The following is a 15,801-nucleotide window of genomic DNA, read 5'->3' as shown; positions in this document are numbered from 1 at the left end:
GTCCAGCGTACCGGTCGGGGGCAGAGATCCCCATCAGATCGCGGCTCCCTGCGTGGACGATCGCCCCCGGGGCCCCGTAGTGTTCTGTCCGTCACCCATCTCCGCCGCTGAGCCCCGGAAGGACTCGTCGTGAGCATCCAGCCTCCGCACGCCCACGGCCCGCAGCTGTCGGGCCAGGGGGCTCTGCGGGCCACGGCCCAGGTGGATCCCCGCCGACGGCTTCTGCGGGTGCGCGGGATCGCTATCGCGGCTCTGGTCTGCTCCGTCCTCATGGTGCTGTACGGGGTGCTGCGCACCGTCATCGCTCTGACCCACCTTGTGCCGCAGAACGCGTTCTTCGGTGCCGACGGTCGCTGGCAGCTCGCCGGTCTCCTGCTGTGGTTTGCGATCTGGCCGGTGATCAGCGTCCTCGTCGTCCTGGTGATCCTGCTGATGGCGATGGGCCGCAGGGCTGTGGTGACAGGTGGTGCGATCGCCGGCGGCGCCATCTGCGTGATCCCGATGCTGTGGCTTGGGATGTACACCCTGGAGTACGTCGTGCTGATCGCGAGCGCCGCCGACTCCACAACGTACGGCTTCGGCTCCGCCCCCACCTGGCTGCTGATCACCCGGGTCCTGTTCCATGCCGGCGCCACCGTGCTGTGGGGCACCGCCGCGTGGGGCTGCTGGACGTCATGGTCATCGGCATCGGACCAGCTGGATGAGACCACCGACCCCCTGTCCGCCGGCGCACCGGGACCCCGGCTCTGAGACGCCCCGCACACCCCCTCCACTCGACGAAAGGAAACACTCCATGTCCTCCACACCGCAGTTCCAGCCCAGCCAGCCGTCCGGCAACCAGCCCTTCGGCGGCCAGCCGTCCGGCAACCAGCCCTTCGGGGGCCAGCAGTTCGGCAATCAGCAGTACGGCGGCCAGCAGTTCGGCATGCAGCCCTCGAACCCGAACGCGGGCACGGTCCGCATCCTGGCGATCGTGATGGCGGCGCTGAGCCTGCTCGGCCTGCTCTACCAGGTCATCTCGATGATCTCCGGGTTCATCAGCGGCGCTGTCAGCACCGATGCCGCTTCGACCGATGTCACCGGTGCCAGCGTTGCCAGCGGCCTCATCGGCCTGCTGTTCGGCGGCATCTCCATCCTCGTGTTCGTCCTTGCGATCATCGTGGCGATCATGGGGCGGGGGCGGACCCGCACCGGTGCGATCATCTGTGGGGCCCTGCTTCCGGTGAACCTCATCGTCTCCTTCGTGGCCGGCATGATCATCGGCATCATCGTCGCCTCGTCCGCTTCCTCCGGCGGGGGCGTCGCCCTCGGCATCGTCGCCCTCATCGGCGGTCTGCTCGTCCTGCTCATCAAGACCGTCGGCACCGTTGCCGCGATCATCTCCGCGAAGTCCGCTCACGAGGCGGTCCGGGCCGGCTCCCTCTGAGCCGCCCCGCCTCGCTGATCCCCCTCCACTCGACGAAAGGAAACCCATGTCCTCCGCACCCCAGCAGCAGCCGAACCAGCCTGATCCGTCCGGCCGACCGGGCCCGACCGCTCAGCCGGCCGGGGCCCCGCACGGCGGTCTGTACGGCTCGGAGCCGGCCACCAGCGAGCTGAAGACCCTGCGCACTCTCTCGTTCGTCCTGCTGATTCTCAGCGGGCTCGGCCTGATGTACACGCTCGTCTCCACGATCATCGAGACGGCGCAGAACTTCTCGGGCGATCCCAGCCCCCGTGACGCCGCCTCCCTGTCCGGCGCGGACGTCGCCAGCAGCGCCGTCGGCCTGGTGTTCATCGTGGTCGCCCTCATCACGTTCGTCCTCGCGATCATCGTCGCTGTGAAGGGCTCGGGTCAGATCCGCAGGGGCGCCATCATCTGCGGCGCCATGCAGCTGGTGAACCTCGCGGTGATCGTCGTGGTCGGCCTCATCATCGGTGCACTCACCGTCGCCGCACCGGGTGCGGTCAGCTTCACCACCATCGCTGTTGCGGCCCTGGTCATGTCGGTGCTCACGATCATCGTCAAGGCGATCGGCACATTCGGCGCCTGGTCCTCGTACCGGTCCGCCGAAACCGGCCTGCGGTCCGCCGCGCACTGATCCCCGTGCCGTCCGTGAACGTCGCGAAGAGCCATGTCCACCGCTGTTCCCGCTGACCCGCTGGCACCGGCCAACGCCGGGGCGGTCATCAGACGCGCCCGCACCACACAGGTGCTCGCCCGCATCGCCCTGATCGCCGCGGTCGTCACCGCGGTGTGCGTCACCGTGTACCGATCGATCCTGCCGGTGGTGGCGGCGGGGCTCTCCCCTGTTATGCGGGATCCGAACGAGGTCGTTCCGACGGTGCTGGTCATCACAGCCGTTCTGTTCGTCCTGCTCGGGCTCCTGACGGGACTGACTGTCGTTGCTCTGGACGTCGTGCTGCTGGTGCGCGGCCCGAGCAGGGTGCGAGCCTGGGCGGCTGCATCGCTGGTCCTCGTCCTGTTCAGCGGTCTGGTCAACCTCGGCAGACTGGTCGCGGACATCGACGGCGAGGGCACCTCTCTCCCAGGGCCGGGAGCCAGCGAGGCGGAGCGACTCGGGATGGTCATCGGCATCATTCTGGCGAGGCTCCTGTTCATCGCCCTGCCGCTGTTCCTGGCGGCGGCGGCCAATGCGCTGGCTGCTCGTGCCGCTCGCCGGGACGTCACCGCCGGGCGGGCACTGCCGACCAGCACCCCCGCCGCCCCGGCCCGGCCCGCTGAGAGTGCCCGTGCCTGAGGTGCAGAACCCGTCGGCTCCGCTCTCGGGGATCCCGACGGGTTCTCGCCGTCACCGGGCTGCGGAGCTGACGGGGGCCGTCTGCGCCACGATCACGGCGACGCTCACCACCGCTGCCTTCGCCGTGTCCGCGCTGCTCATCCCCGTAGCGGACCGGCAGGGGCAGGACGGGACCGAGTGGCTGGGGCGCCTGCTGTTCGCCATGGTCGTGGGCCTGCTCGTGGTCACGGCGGCGGCTCTGGTGACCCTGGCTGCGGACGCGGTGCTGCTGGTGTTCGGGGGCCGACGGGTGCGCGCATACGCCGGTGCCGGCGGCGCAGCCCTGCTCCTCGCCGTCGTCGGTCTCGTCGTCTGGTTCGCCCTGGCTGGGGGTCCGAGCGCCACGCGTTCCGACGCCGCGTCGCCTCAATGGTGGGCAGATGTGCTGGCGCTGGTGCTGCTGCTGACTGTTCTGCCGATCGCCTCCGCGGTGCTCAGCTGGATCGCCGTCCGGCACGCGCGAGCAGAGCGCTCAGGGCCGGCGCCGGCGGGGTCCGCGAGCGCGGGCGCTCAGGCGTCCGGCAGGGCCTCGAGGAAGTAGAACGCGGGGATCTTCGCCGCGTACGGCACATCGCCCGGCTCCACCCACTGGATCAGCTCCGCATCGCCTTCGCGCTTCGAGGCGTACTGCGTGGCCAGCAGCATCAGGCCCACCACGGACGCCAGACCCTGGGTGGCGGCTCCGTCGCGGACGAGGGAGCCGACCGTCGCCTGCCCGCGGGCCGCGACGGTGTCGTTGACGCGGGCGGTGAGGCCGGCCAGGTCGATGTCGTTGGTCTGCACGAGGTCCTCGAGGGCTTCCGGGCTGAGCATGGTGGCGTCGTGCACCACCGCTTCGGCGGGCAGGCCCGGGTCCGACGGGTCCTTCAGAACGTGCTGGGCCACGCTCGTCACCTGGATGCGGGTGAGGTCCAGCTCCATCGGGAACGGCGACTTCGGCGGCACCTCGTCCTTCTGCGCCAGGGCGATGCCCTGCGCCTCCTGCAGCAGGTCCAGCAGGACCCGGTGCTGGCGGAAGTCCTGGGAGCGGACGAACCGTGCCAGGGACCGGTACAGCTCGGTCTTCACATCGAGCACTTCCTGCGCCGGCTCGTACAGGTCGCTGAATACGTTCGCGAGCTTCTCCCGCTCCGCGCGGGTCAGCTTCTTCGCGAACTCGCGGGAGAGCAGCCGGTCCACCACGTCCTGCGCCTGCTCGTTCTGCCGCGGGTCGTTCAGCAGGCGGAAGAAGGCGGTGAAGGTGCGCCCCACCGTGGACTGGCCGAGGAGGTCGTCCCCGGCGAGGAGCTGTTCGAGGATCTCACCGCGGGAGCCCTCGGGCGAGAGGATCTGCTCACGCAGATGCAGGTCCACAGCCCGCAGGTCCTCTCGGTACTGCAGGAAGTCGCCGGAGAGGCGGTCGGCGATCAGCAGGATGTCCTTCAGGCGGTCCACGGACGTGTCCTGGCTGGGCAGCATCAGCTCCCCTTCGGACAGCTCCCGGATCTCCCGCTCGATGTCCTCCCGGCGCTGCTGCAGGTCCCGCAGGCGCACGTCACGGTCCGTCTCCGTCTCCTGGGCGAGGCGTTCGAACTGCTGCAGCACCAGGGTGAGGCGGGACTCCGTTGTGGTCGGGTTGTGCTCCTCCAGGGACGCGATGAACTGGACGGCGTCCACCGTGGCGGGCGACGGCTCGAACGTGGTCTCCACCGAATGGGGATCGTCGCGGCGCGTCAGGTAGCCCTCGCGCACCCACGAGTCCACGTAGTCGCCGGCGGTGGTGCGCTGCTCATCGTCGTCGTGCAGCAGGCCGAGGTGCGTGTTGACCCGCGCCACCATCTCACTGCGCTCCAGGCGCCGGTCACCGGCGGGGAACACGGACTGCAGGATCGCCAGCACAGCAGGTGCTTTGTGGGCGCTCAGCAGGCGCCACGTCGACATGCGGCGCAGCTTCTCGTAGGCGGACTTGCGCTCACCGGCTGTGAGGCGCTGCGCGCCCGGTGCTCCCTGGTGCTTCACGCGCCCCAGGGTATCAATCGGCCCGGGCACCAGTGCCCCTCGCGGCCCTGGCGGACGGCGATTACGGTCGAAGACATCCACGACCCCGTTACCTGGAAGCAGAGGTTCCACCATGACCGCCTACCCCGCCCCCGTCGGCTGCAGCGCCGCACCTGCCGGCTTCGGTGCTCCCGCCTGGACTCCCGTCCAGCCGGTCAGCCGCACCAGCCTCCTCACCGCGCTGATCCTCAACCTCATCACCCTCGCCGGTGGCGGCATCGCCGCCGGCATGCTGGTGATGAGCGGGGTCAGCAGCAGCGAGGACTCGTCCGCGGTGTTCGGCGCGTTCTTCCTCGTGCTTCTCGCCATCAACGGCGGCTTCGCGTTCCTCACCGTGATCGGAAGCCTGATCGCCGCGATCCGGCACGGCGGCGCCTCCCGCTTCTTCTCCCTCACGGCGGCCCTGCTGGTGATCCTCGCCGCCGCCGGCGTGGTCCTGCTGCTGGCGGCTGTGATCGCAGTCGGCGTCAACAACAGCACCCTCACCGACGATCAGATGGGCCTGATCGGCCTCGGCGTGATCGGGGTGATGATCGTGTCGCCGGTGCTCACACTGCTCAGCGTCATCAGCTCGATCATCGCGTTCACCACCGCGAAGAGGTGACACCGGGCGGGCTCAGTGCTCAGGGCTCAGTGCGAAGCCGAACGACGCCGGGCGCGCCATCAGCAGGTGCTGATCCAACGGACCCGGTCCGCAGGCCGCGGAGCCGACGCCGTGCAGAGCCGCCGACAGCGTCACCCACGTCCGGCCGTCGGGCCGCAGCTCCCCGTCGTGCTGGGCACGGTCCAGCTCCGCTGAGGACCAGGGCCGCACCGCCAGACCCAGGCCGCTGTCGGTGCGCAGCCCTAGGACCCCCGCAGCGGTGCGGATCTGCGCGGACCGCACACCGTGACGGTTGCCGTTCTCCTGCGGGAACACGTACGGCGTGCTCATCTGCGCGATCGACCGCCTCCAGGTGGCGAACGTGGTGCCGCTGCCGGTATCCGGGTAGCGCTCGAACGGCCCGTAGCCGCGGTAGGTGACGGCGTCGTCGCCGGCAGCGGGGGCAGCGTCGATCGCGAGCGTGTAGCCGATGCGCGGAACCGGCAGGTCATCCGGCCACCCGTCGAACTCCACATCGACGGCGACGTGGACGCCGCCGCTGTCGGCCGTCCACGTTTCGCGGATGTCCGCACCGATGCCGGTGCCCGGCAGACCGAGCCGCTTGGCGAACCGCAGCGATGCACCGTCCGCCTCCGCCGACGCCAGTCGCAGCTGTGCGACGTCCAGGCAGACAGCCCGCCAGCGGGTCTCCAGACCGGTCCAGGTGAAGGCGCGTTCGTTGTCCACAGGGGCGCGCGTGAGGTCCACACCCGCCCACGTGACGGGCAGGTCCCCCAGACGCTCGAGGGACCCGTGGCGGTCGAACCGCGCCGGGCCGAGGCGCCAGGTGCCGTCGGCCGCCTCCTCCGGGAGCGCAGGGGACGCGTCCGAGGCGGAGCAGGCGCCCGCGGCGGGTGCGCTGGGTGCGGTGCCGGTGCTGGAAGGCGCGGCAGGGGCCGACGGGGCCCGCAGAGCCACACGGTCCGCGATCGAGACGACGTGCCCAGCCGGCAGCGCCCGCGGCAGGACCGCATCAGCGTCACGCAGAACCGCCCGCACCGTCAGCACCTCACCGTTCGGCACCGGCACGAGGGCGCCCCCGCCCGCCGGGACCGGCTCCATCTCCAGCTCCGACCACGTGCGCTGCTCATCGATCGAGAGCTCGACGCGCAGATGATCGGTGCTGAGGAACGCGTACTGGTTGCGGATGCGCAACTGCACGGACCCGTCCGCGCCTTCGAAACCGAACGCGATGGGTGCGTACACCTGCTTCATGTCCAGCAGCGCCGGCGACGGCGTGCGGTCCGGGAGGACGAGGCCGTCGGCCACGAAGTTGCCGTCGTGGATGCGCTCCCCGAAGTCGCCGCCGTAGCCGTAGACCTCGGTGCCGTCCGCGGTCGTGGTGAGCAGGGCGTGGTCGATCCACTCCCAGATGAACCCGCCGTGCAGCGCCTCATAGCGCCACACCAGATCCCAGTACTCCTTCAGCGCACCCGCGCCGTTCCCCATCGCGTGGGCGTATTCGATCCACAGGAACGGCAGGCTCCACGCCCGCGCCGACCGCACCGTGTCCATATCGGCATCGACCCCGGCATCCAGGCACAGGCGCATCAGCAGGTCCGCGAGGTCGTCATCGATGTTTCGGGCGCCGATCGCCTCACTGCGGCGATGATCCGGGTACATCAGCGAATGCACATCCACGGTGCGCCCCAGATAGTCCTGCTCATAGATGAGCAGACGACCGTCGTCCATCTCCCGCACCGCCGCGCACATCGCGTCCGTCACGGTGCCGGTGGAGGACTCATTGCCGATCGACCACATGATGATCGAGGCATGGTTCTTGTCGCGGTGCAGGAACCGGCGCGTCCGCTCCACGAGCGTCTTCTCGAACCGCGGATCGTTCGCCGGTCGACGCTGCGTGCCGCGGTCATCGGACTCGGTGCGGTCCAGGTGGAAGCCGTGCGCTTCGAAGTCGCCTTCGCAGATCACATACATCCCCAGCTCGTCGCACCGCTCGATGAAGCGCGGATGCGGCGGGTAGTGGGAGGTGCGGACCGCGTTCACATTGTGCTGCTTCATCAGCTCCAGGTCGCGGTCCTCATTCGCCGGGTTCTGCGTCCGCCCGGTCACGGCATCCACCTCATGGCGGTTCACCCCGCGGAACACGACGCGCTGTCCGTTGACGAGGATCCTCTCCCCTACGCGCTCCACTCGGCGGAAGCCGAGCCGGACCGACACGCACTCACTCGGGGTGCGGACCAGCGCATCGTACAGGCGCGGAGTCTCCGCGCTCCACGGCTCCACGTTGCCCATATCCACCGTCGTGGTCTCTCCGGCGGTCAGCACGCGTCGGATGCCGAGCTCCTCGATCACCAGCTCGATCCGCTCCGGCGGCACCTGCTGCGCCGCCTCATGCTCCTCCAGGCCGGAGATCACGGTGCCGACGGAGGCCGTGAGGAGATCGGGCCGGATGCTCAGCGAACCGGTCCCGGCGGCGGCGTCGAAGTCGGTGCTGACCGTGAGGTCGTGCAGGCCGCCGGCAGGCCGCAGCAGCAGCGTCACCGACCGGAAGATGCCGGAGAGCCAGAACATGTCCTGGTCCTCCACGTACGAATTGGCGGACCACTGCCGCACCAGCACCCGCAGACTGTTCTCACCCGAGGTGAGAGCCTCGGTGACGTCGAACTCCTGGGTGAGGCGCGACCCCGCCGTCGCCCCGAGCCGCGTCCCGTTCACCTCGACCTGCCCGTGCGAGTCCACGCCGTCGAAACGGAGGAACACGCGGGCGCCGTCGGCCAGGGCGCTCCCCCACTCGGCGGACAGCTCGAACGTGCGCAGATAGTCCCCCGTCGGGTTCTCCGACGGGACATGCGGGACATCGAGCGGGAACGGGTAGATGAAGTTCGTGTACTGCGGGGCGCCGTGGCCCTGCAGCTGCCACATGCCGGGCACCCGGATGCTGGTCTTCTCCCCGAACCGCTCCCCGTCCGGGGCGAAGCGGAAGGCCCAGTCGCCGTCGAGGGACAGCTCGGGGGCGTCCGACCGCAGCCACGCGCGGGGCGCGAGGCGGCCCTCACCAGTGTGGATGTCAGGAATCGGCAGTGTCGACACGGGTCACTCCTTCACAGCACCGTCGGTCAGGCCGCCGCCTCCAACAGCGAACTCGGCAGGATCTTCAGTTCCAGCTGGGCGATGTCCGGATCGCCGCCGGCGGCGACCGCCGACGGCGCCGCTGACGGGTCGCTACCGCACCTCGCCGTAGTACTGGCCGGTGCGCTCCTCCCGCAGCTCGGCGAACGTGCCGTTCGTGATGGACTCGCGGATCTCGTCGACCAGCCGCACCACGAATCGTTCGTTGTGGATGGTGCACAGGGTGGAGGACAGCATCTCCTTCGCGCGGAACAGATGGTGGACGTAGGCGGCGGTGTAGTTCTGGCAGGTGTAGCAGTCGCAGGTGTCGTCGATCGGAGAGAACTGACGGCGGTACTTCGCTCCCGTCAGGTTGACCCGGCCGGTGCGGGTGTACACCGCGGAGTTGCGGGCCACGCGCGACGGGGACACGCAGTCGAAGGTGTCCGCGCCGGCGGCGATCGCGACGAACAGGTCGTCCACTTCGGAGATGCCCAGCAGGTGGCGGGGCCTCTCGTCGGGCAGTTCGTCCGTCACCCAGCCGACGATCGTGCCGAGGTTCTCCTTCTCCAGCGCACCGCCGATGCCGAAACCGTCGAAGCTCCAGCCGTCCACCTCCATCGACCCGAGGTCGCGGGCGGCCTTGCGCCGCAGGTCCTCGTACTGGGCGCCCTGGATGACGCCCCACAGCTGCTGGTAGGGCTTGTGCTGCCGCTCCTCGGTGAGGCGGGCGTGCTCCGCCAGGCACCGCTGGGCCCACAGGCGGGTGCGCTCCAGCGCCTCCTCCTGGTAGCGGCGGGAGTTCATCAGGGTGGTCAGCTCATCGAACGCGAACATGATGTCCGCGCCGAGACCGTGCTGGATCTGCATCGACACTTCGGGGGTGAAGCGGTGCTGAGAGCCGTCGATGAAGGAGCGGAAGTCCACACCGTCGTCATCGACGTGGGCGAGGCGGTCCTTGCCGGCCTCCACGTCATCATCGCGGCCCGACGGGGTGGTGGCCCGCTGATTGCCGGAGAACGATTCGCTGAGCACCTTCTTGAACCCGGCGCCGAGGCTCATCACCTGGAAGCCGCCGGAATCGGTGTAGGTGGGGCCGGGCCAGTTCATGAAGCGGCCGAGGCCACCGGACTCGTCGATGAGGTCGTGGCCGGGCTGGAGGTACAGGTGGTAGGCGTTGGCGAGCACCGCCTGGGCGCCGAGCTGCGCCACGGATTCCGGCAGCACCGCCTTCACCGTCGCCTTCGTGCCGACGGGGATGAACGCAGGCGTGGCGATGTCGCCGTGCGGGGTGGAGATGACACCGGTGCGGGCGCGGGAATCTGCGGCACGGGTGCCGAGGGAGAAGGACGTGGTTCGAGGCATGCATGAAGTTTCCCACGAGTGCCTCACATCCCCGTCAAGGGCCGACTACACTCGGCTCGATGTCGAATCGCGGCCCCGTGTTCAGCCTCGAGGACTTCCTGCAGGAGCCCTCGCGCTCCGGTGAACCCGCCGGCGAGGACTTCCACTGGACCCAGGACCCCGTCGAGGACGACTTCGAGGACTTCGCGGCCTGGGGATCCGGGGGCGACGACTCCCCCTGGGACGCCTCCCCCGCCTGGCTGGACGACGACGCCCGCGACGACTTCCCCGACTGGGACGCGCTCGAGCGCGGCTCCGTCGGCCCCGACGCCTCCTCCCCCACCGACGCCGACGACCCCGCCCTGGGCGGTCCCGCCGCCGGCGCCGCACCGGGCAGCACCTCCATCGACCTATGGCGCTCCGGCCCCGTTGCGGACCCTGACGACCTGCGGCCCCCGTCGGCCCGCCGCCGAACCTCCCACTTCCGGCCCGAGATCGAGGGCCTGCGCACCGTTGCGGTCGCGCTGATCGTCGTCTTCCATGTGTGGTTCGGGCGGGTCTCCGGCGGTGTGGACGTGTTCCTGTTCATCTCCGCGTTCCTGCTGTCCGCGTCGTTCGGGCGGCGGCTGCGCACCGGGTCCCTCGGCAACCCCATCCGCACCTGGCTGCGCACCTTCACCCGTCTGATGCCGCCCGCGGTGATCGTGATCCTCGCGGTGCTGATCGCGACCCGGTTCCTGCTGCCGCCGTCGGCCTGGCAGCCGATGATCACGCAGGCGCTCGCCTCCGCCACCTACTGGCAGAACATCCTGCTGAGCAGCGAAGCAGTCGACTACTACGCCCAGGACATCTCGGTCGCCTCCCCGCTGCAGCACTTCTGGTCCCTCAGCCTGCAGGGGCAGGTGTTCCTGCTGTGGCCGCTGCTGTTCGGTCTGGTGGCGCTGGTGTCCCGCCGGCCGGGCGCGAAGCCGAAGGCGTTCGCGTTCGCCCTGTTCGGCGCCCTGTTCGCCGCCTCCCTCGCCTACTCCGTCCACCTCACCGCCACCGAGCAGACCGCCGCGTACTTCTCGACCCAGGCGCGCCTGTGGGAGGTCGCCGCCGGCACCCTGCTGGCGCTGCTGCTGCCCCGCATCGACCGCGCCACCCGCGCCGAACGCCCCGGTTCCGGCTCCCGCCCCGGCTCCGCCGTGCTGCGCGGCCTCGCCGGCTGGGTCGGATTCGGCCTGCTGGTCTCCACCGGCATCGTGCTCGATGTGCAGGGCCAGTTCCCCGGCTGGATCGCGATCTGGCCGATCACCGCCGCCGCGCTCATCATCGCCGCGGGCCACTCCGGCACCCGCTGGGGCTTCGACCGCATCCTCACCATGCGACTGCCGCGCTCGCTCGCCTCCATCTCCTACGCGATGTACCTGGTGCACTGGCCGATCCTCGTGCTCACCCTGCATGTGCTCGACAAGCCCCGCGCGGGCCTGGCCGACGGGTTCGCGATCATCGCGGTCTCCCTGCTCATCTCCTGGGCGCTGACCCGCCTGGTGGACTCGCGGTTCCGCCACCCCCGCTGGAAGGCCGCCCCCACGGGCCGGTCCCTCGCCGTCATCGGCCTGTGCCTCGCGCTCGTGGCCGGCGGCGCGTTCGGCTGGCGCTACCAGCTGTCCACCGAAGCGGAGAGGACCGCCGCCATCGGCCCCACCTCCGGTGTTCAGGAGAAGCAGAAGGCACCCGAGCCGGCCGACGTGCGCGCCGGTGACCTCGTGCCTGCGGGGCATCAGCTCGACAGCCAGTGGCCAGCCCAGCGGTACCGCTGCTCCGGTCCCGGTGCCCCTGCAGCGTTCCCCGGCCAGCACTGCGACATGCGCCTGCCCGCCGACGCCGACTACGACCACCTGGTGCTCGTGGCCGGGTCCTCTCACGCCCGCCAGTGGATTCCGGCGATGGAATCCGCCGCCGAGAAGGGCAACTGGCAGATCATCAGCATGCACATGGACGCCTGCCCCTTCGCCGACGCCCCCAACCCGGAGGACCGCTGCGCCGGCTACCGCGATTGGGTGATCGACCAGGCGACTGCGCTGAAGCCTGATCTGGTCGTCATCAACGGGTCAGCCGTGGACCTCGGCCGCAACCGAGACGTCGCGCTGGCTGGTATGGCCTCCGGCACCGCCGAACTCACCGCGCGCGGAATCGACGTTCTCACCATTCGTGACAACCCCCGGTTCTCCCAGAACATGTACACGTGCGCGGAGAAGGTCCTGGAGAACGACGGCACAGGAGCGGACGCGAACGCCCAGTGCGGGGTCCCCGCTGCCTCTGTGCTGTCCCTCGTCGACCCGCAGGTGCTGACAGCGTCGGCTGCCCCCGGGCCCGGCCGCGTGGTGACGGCCGATCTCACTCCCGAGATCTGCCCGTCGGGCCAGTGCGTGCCCGTCCAGGGCAACACCGCGGTGTTCATGGACTCCAACCATGTCTCGAAGGTGTTCGCCACAGCGATGCAGCCTCGGATGCTGGAGGTCATCGCCGAGTCCTACCCCGACCTGTTGGTGACCCCATAATGGTGGGAACCGCCGCTCCCCGGCCCCCGCACAAGGACAATTCGTGGACTATCTGTACCTGTTCGCCTCGGCGCTGACCGCCATCGCGGTCCTGTTCCTGCCCGGCAGCGCCATCACCTGGCAGCTGCCGCTGAGTTGGACATCTCGCACCGCGCTTGCCGCTCCCGTGTCCGTGGTGATCGTGTTCGTCGCTGCGGAGAGTGCAGCGCGACTGGGCGTGAGCTGGTCGCCGCTGCCGGTGCTGGCGGTGACCCTGCTGTTCGTCGCGGTGACGGCGCTGGCGATGCTGCCGGTGCGTCTGCGCCGCCGACGTGCCAGTGAGCGGGCCGTGCAGGACGCCGACGGAGGCCACCGAGCGTCGAGCAGATCCCGCGGCGCGACTCGTGTTCTGCGCCGCCATGACCCCGCCGTGCCGGTCGCGCTCGCGATCGCCGCAGTGGTGACCACCTGGACGTTCTGCTTGCTGATGGGCACGCCGGTGGAGATCAGCCAGACGTACGACAACATCTTCCATATGAATGCGATCCGCTGGATCGAGAACACGGGCAGCGCCTCCGCCTGGAACGTAGGGTCGTTGACGATCAAGGACCACCCGCCGTCGTACTACCCCTCGGCGTGGCACCAGATCGCGTCCCTCCCGGTGATCATGTTCAGCGCCCCGATCTGGCTGGCGCAGAACGCCCTCATGTTCGTGGTCAGCGGCATCGTGTGGCCCCTGGGTCTGCTGGCCATTGCGAAGGACGTGCTGGGGCTGCGCCGCGTCGGCCTGCTCGCCACCGGCATGGTCGCCGGCATGTTCATGGGATTCCCGTACGGGCCCGGCGTGTTCGGGATCCTGCTGCCGTTCCTCTTGGCGATGACGCTCATGCCGGCACTGGTGGCGATCGTGGCGCTCGCCGTCAGGATCAGCACTGGGACGAACGTCCATCCCCTGGTAGCGGTTCCCCTGGCAGCACTGGCAGCGGCCGCGGTGGCGGTGGCGCACCCGCAGGGCGTGCACGCCGGTTTCCTGCTGCTGGTGCCGATGATCGCGTGGACCGTGGTTCATCACCTGATCGGTCGCCGCTGGGGATGGGCAGTGTTCAGCGCTGTCGCGCTCGCACTGGCGGGCACGCTCGCCTGGTGGGTGTGGACCGCCCTGCGACCCCCGGCGGCCTCCGCCGCGGTCTGGAAGGCGGACTCCACGCCGCTGCAGGCGCTGCGGCAGATCTTCGCCCTCGGTTTCCCAGACGTCCGTCAGGAGATCCTGCTGGCCGGTCTCACCCTGGTGTGCTTGGTGATCGCCGCGGTGGCCCACCGGGGCCGCTTCTCCTTCCTCGTTGTGTCGTTCGCGGCGGCGGCGTGGGTGTTCTACGTGGCGCTGGCGGTCAACGAGCAGCCGCTGCGCTACGACGTCACCGGCCCGTTCTACAGCGACCAGTGGCGCATGGCGGCGATCCCGCTCGTCGTGGCACTGCCCGCGATCGGCCTGGCCGCGGAGGTCATTGCCGAGAAGTGGGCGAGCCCGCGCATCGTTCTGGTCGGACTCGTTGTTGTGGGTGCTCTCAGCTCGATGTCGTGGGCATCAGAGCGAGTGGTGGAGATCGCTCACAACCAGTGGCGCCCGGGTCGCCTCGTCAGCGATGACGAGAAGGTCCTCATGCGTTCCCTGCCCGCCTATGTGCCGGAGGATGCGGTCATCGCCACGAACGCGCTGAACGGGTCGTCGCTGGCGTATGCGATCGGCGACCGACAGGTCCTCAACTACACGGTCAGCTTCTCCGCCCCGCGTGAGCAGCACCTGCTGAACGCGAAGCTCGATGACGCGCAGGAGGACCCGAAGGTGTGCGATGCGATGCACGATCTCGGGGTCGACTATGCCCTGGACTTCGGGCCGGATGAGATCGGCGAGGGCAGCGCCACCTACACGGGCCTCAATGAGATCTCCGAGACGGGTGCCGCCGAAGTGGTGCACCAGGTGGGGGACGCGAAGCTGCTTCGTATGAAGCCCTGCCGCGGCACCGACGGTCGCGTACGCTGAACGGAAGCCCTTCTCCCCCTCGAAAGGACACCCCATGCCCCGCCTCGCCGACGCCCGCGAGTTCGTCGATGATCTCGCCGCGTTCGTGACCGCCTCCCCCTCCAGCTACCACGCGGTGCGCGAATCCGCTCGCCGCCTGCGGGAGGCCGGCTTCTCCGAACTGCGCGAAGAGGACGATTGGCAGATCGAGCCGGGCTCGCGGGTGTTCGTGGTGCGGGACGGCTCGATCATCGCCGCCGCGGTGCCGACGGGTGCCGGCCCCACCACGCCGCTGACGATCTTCGGCGCGCACACGGATTCGCCGTCGCTGAAGCTGAAGCCGAAGTCCTCCACCAGCGCCGCCGGGTTCTCCCAGGTCGGCGTCGAGGTGTACGGCGGGGCGCTGCTGAACTCGTTCCTCGACCGCGACCTGGCACTGGCGGGACGGATCGTCCTGGCCGACGGGACCGTCCGTCTCGTCCGCACCGGCCCGTACCTCCGCGTCCCGCAGCTGGCGATCCACCTGGACCGCCAGGTGAACTCCGAGGGGCTGAAGCTGGATCCGCAGCGGCATCTGCAGCCGATCACCGGGCTCGCCGCCGACGAGCACGATGTGCTCGCCGACCTTGCCGCGCGCGCTGAGGACCCGGTGACGGGTGAGACGGCGCCGGTGGAACCGGCCGACATCGCCGGGTACGACATCGTCACCGCGGACACGCAGGCGCCCGCTGTGATCGGTGCCCGCGAGGAGCTGTTCGCTTCGGGCCGCCTCGACAACCTGCTGTCCACGCACGCGGGTGTGCGCGCCATGATCGATGCTGAGCCTGCGGACCACATCGCCGTGTTCGTCTCGAACGACCATGAGGAGGTGGGCTCCGCGACACGGTCGGGTGCGGCCGGTCCGTTCCTGGAGGACGTGCTGGTGCGCCTGCACCTGGCGCTCGGCGGGGATGAGGCGTCGCGCCGGCGGGCGTTCGCGGGCAGCCTTCTGGTGTCCTCGGATGTGGGCCACAGTGTGCACCCGAACTATGCGGAGCGGCACGACCCGGCGAACCTGCCGGTCGCGGGCGGCGGTCCCATCCTGAAGATCAACGCGAACCAGCGGTATGCGACCGATGGCCGCGGCGCAGCAGCTTGGGCGGCCGCGTGCGCCGCCGCCGGTGTCACCTCGCAGGAGTTCGTCTCGAACAATGCGATGCCGTGCGGTTCGACGATCGGCCCGATCACCGCGACCCGTCTCGGCTTCCTCACCGTGGATGTGGGTGTGCCGATCCTGTCGATGCACTCTCTGCGGGAGATGACCGCGGTGACGGACCCGCATGACCTGTTTCTGGCGGCGAAGTCCCTGCTGACCGAGACGGCCATCCGGTCCGTCCATTGAAC

Annotated in this window: 12 protein-coding genes; 9 read left to right on the top strand and 3 right to left on the bottom strand. The window is 69.7% G+C overall.

Annotated elements, in window-relative coordinates; all coding sequences use genetic code 11:
• The first annotated feature begins 129 nt into the window (after window positions 1-129).
• From MHY20_RS05365 to MHY20_RS05345, 5 genes are read left to right on the top strand one after another with little or no spacing between them, the layout of a single operon-like run.
• The gene (locus tag MHY20_RS05365) at window positions 130-750 is read left to right on the top strand and encodes a hypothetical protein (RefSeq protein ID WP_239375462.1); all 621 of its coding nucleotides are present in this window, start codon (window positions 130-132) and stop codon (window positions 748-750) included.
• A gap of 43 nt (window positions 751-793) precedes the next feature.
• A complete protein-coding gene (locus tag MHY20_RS05360) occupies window positions 794-1,426 on the top strand; it encodes a hypothetical protein (RefSeq protein ID WP_239375461.1) in 633 nt (210 codons plus the stop codon).
• A 46-nt stretch (window positions 1,427-1,472) separates the two neighbouring features.
• On the top strand, window positions 1,473-2,081 hold the full coding sequence (locus tag MHY20_RS05355; RefSeq protein WP_239375460.1) for a hypothetical protein: 609 nt from the start codon (window positions 1,473-1,475) through the stop codon (window positions 2,079-2,081).
• A 33-nt stretch (window positions 2,082-2,114) separates the two neighbouring features.
• Window positions 2,115-2,741: a hypothetical protein gene (locus tag MHY20_RS05350; protein WP_239375459.1), complete on the top strand. Its 627-nt coding sequence runs from the start codon at window positions 2,115-2,117 to the stop codon at window positions 2,739-2,741.
• Entirely contained in the window at window positions 2,734-3,321 is a 588-nt protein-coding gene (locus MHY20_RS05345; protein WP_239375458.1) for a hypothetical protein, read from the top strand. The genes MHY20_RS05350 and MHY20_RS05345 overlap by 8 nt, the downstream gene beginning before the upstream one ends.
• Here MHY20_RS05345 and MHY20_RS05340 read toward each other — a convergent pair.
• Window positions 3,291-4,778 carry a DUF3375 domain-containing protein gene (locus MHY20_RS05340; RefSeq protein WP_239375457.1) on the bottom strand — a complete coding sequence of 496 codons (1,488 nt, stop codon included), beginning with the start codon at window positions 4,776-4,778 and terminating at the stop codon, window positions 3,291-3,293. The genes MHY20_RS05345 and MHY20_RS05340 overlap by 31 nt on opposite strands.
• Before the next feature lie 112 nt (window positions 4,779-4,890).
• Here MHY20_RS05340 and MHY20_RS05335 point away from each other — a divergent pair, with 112 nt between their 5' ends.
• Window positions 4,891-5,421 carry a hypothetical protein gene (locus tag MHY20_RS05335; protein ID WP_239375456.1) on the top strand — a complete coding sequence of 177 codons (531 nt, stop codon included), beginning with the start codon at window positions 4,891-4,893 and terminating at the stop codon, window positions 5,419-5,421.
• A 12-nt stretch (window positions 5,422-5,433) separates the two neighbouring features.
• On the opposite strand, the gene MHY20_RS05330 is transcribed toward MHY20_RS05335, so the two are convergent.
• The gene (locus MHY20_RS05330) at window positions 5,434-8,511 is read right to left on the bottom strand and encodes a glycoside hydrolase family 2 TIM barrel-domain containing protein (RefSeq protein WP_239375455.1); all 3,078 of its coding nucleotides are present in this window, start codon (window positions 8,509-8,511) and stop codon (window positions 5,434-5,436) included.
• Between the two features lie 132 nt (window positions 8,512-8,643).
• Entirely contained in the window at window positions 8,644-9,894 is a 1,251-nt protein-coding gene (gene tgt / locus MHY20_RS05325) for a tRNA guanosine(34) transglycosylase Tgt (RefSeq protein WP_239375453.1), read from the bottom strand.
• Between the two features lie 59 nt (window positions 9,895-9,953).
• Here tgt and MHY20_RS05320 point away from each other — a divergent pair, with 59 nt between their 5' ends.
• From MHY20_RS05320 to MHY20_RS05310, 3 genes are read left to right on the top strand one after another with little or no spacing between them, the layout of a single operon-like run.
• On the top strand, window positions 9,954-12,419 hold the full coding sequence (locus tag MHY20_RS05320) for an acyltransferase family protein (protein WP_239375451.1): 2,466 nt from the start codon (window positions 9,954-9,956) through the stop codon (window positions 12,417-12,419).
• A gap of 43 nt (window positions 12,420-12,462) precedes the next feature.
• The gene (locus tag MHY20_RS05315; RefSeq protein WP_239375449.1) at window positions 12,463-14,439 is read left to right on the top strand and encodes a DUF6541 family protein; all 1,977 of its coding nucleotides are present in this window, start codon (window positions 12,463-12,465) and stop codon (window positions 14,437-14,439) included.
• A gap of 34 nt (window positions 14,440-14,473) precedes the next feature.
• Complete coding sequence (locus tag MHY20_RS05310) at window positions 14,474-15,799, top strand: M18 family aminopeptidase (RefSeq protein ID WP_239375447.1); 1,326 nt, start codon at window positions 14,474-14,476, stop codon at window positions 15,797-15,799.
• The last annotated feature ends 2 nt before the right edge of the window (window positions 15,800-15,801 follow it).

Origin of the sequence: Helcobacillus sp. ACRRO, from assembly GCF_022347125.1 — a bacterium.
Classification (GTDB): Bacteria; Actinomycetota; Actinomycetes; order Actinomycetales; family Dermabacteraceae; genus Helcobacillus; species Helcobacillus massiliensis.
This window is presented reverse-complemented; position numbering and strand designations above follow the sequence as displayed.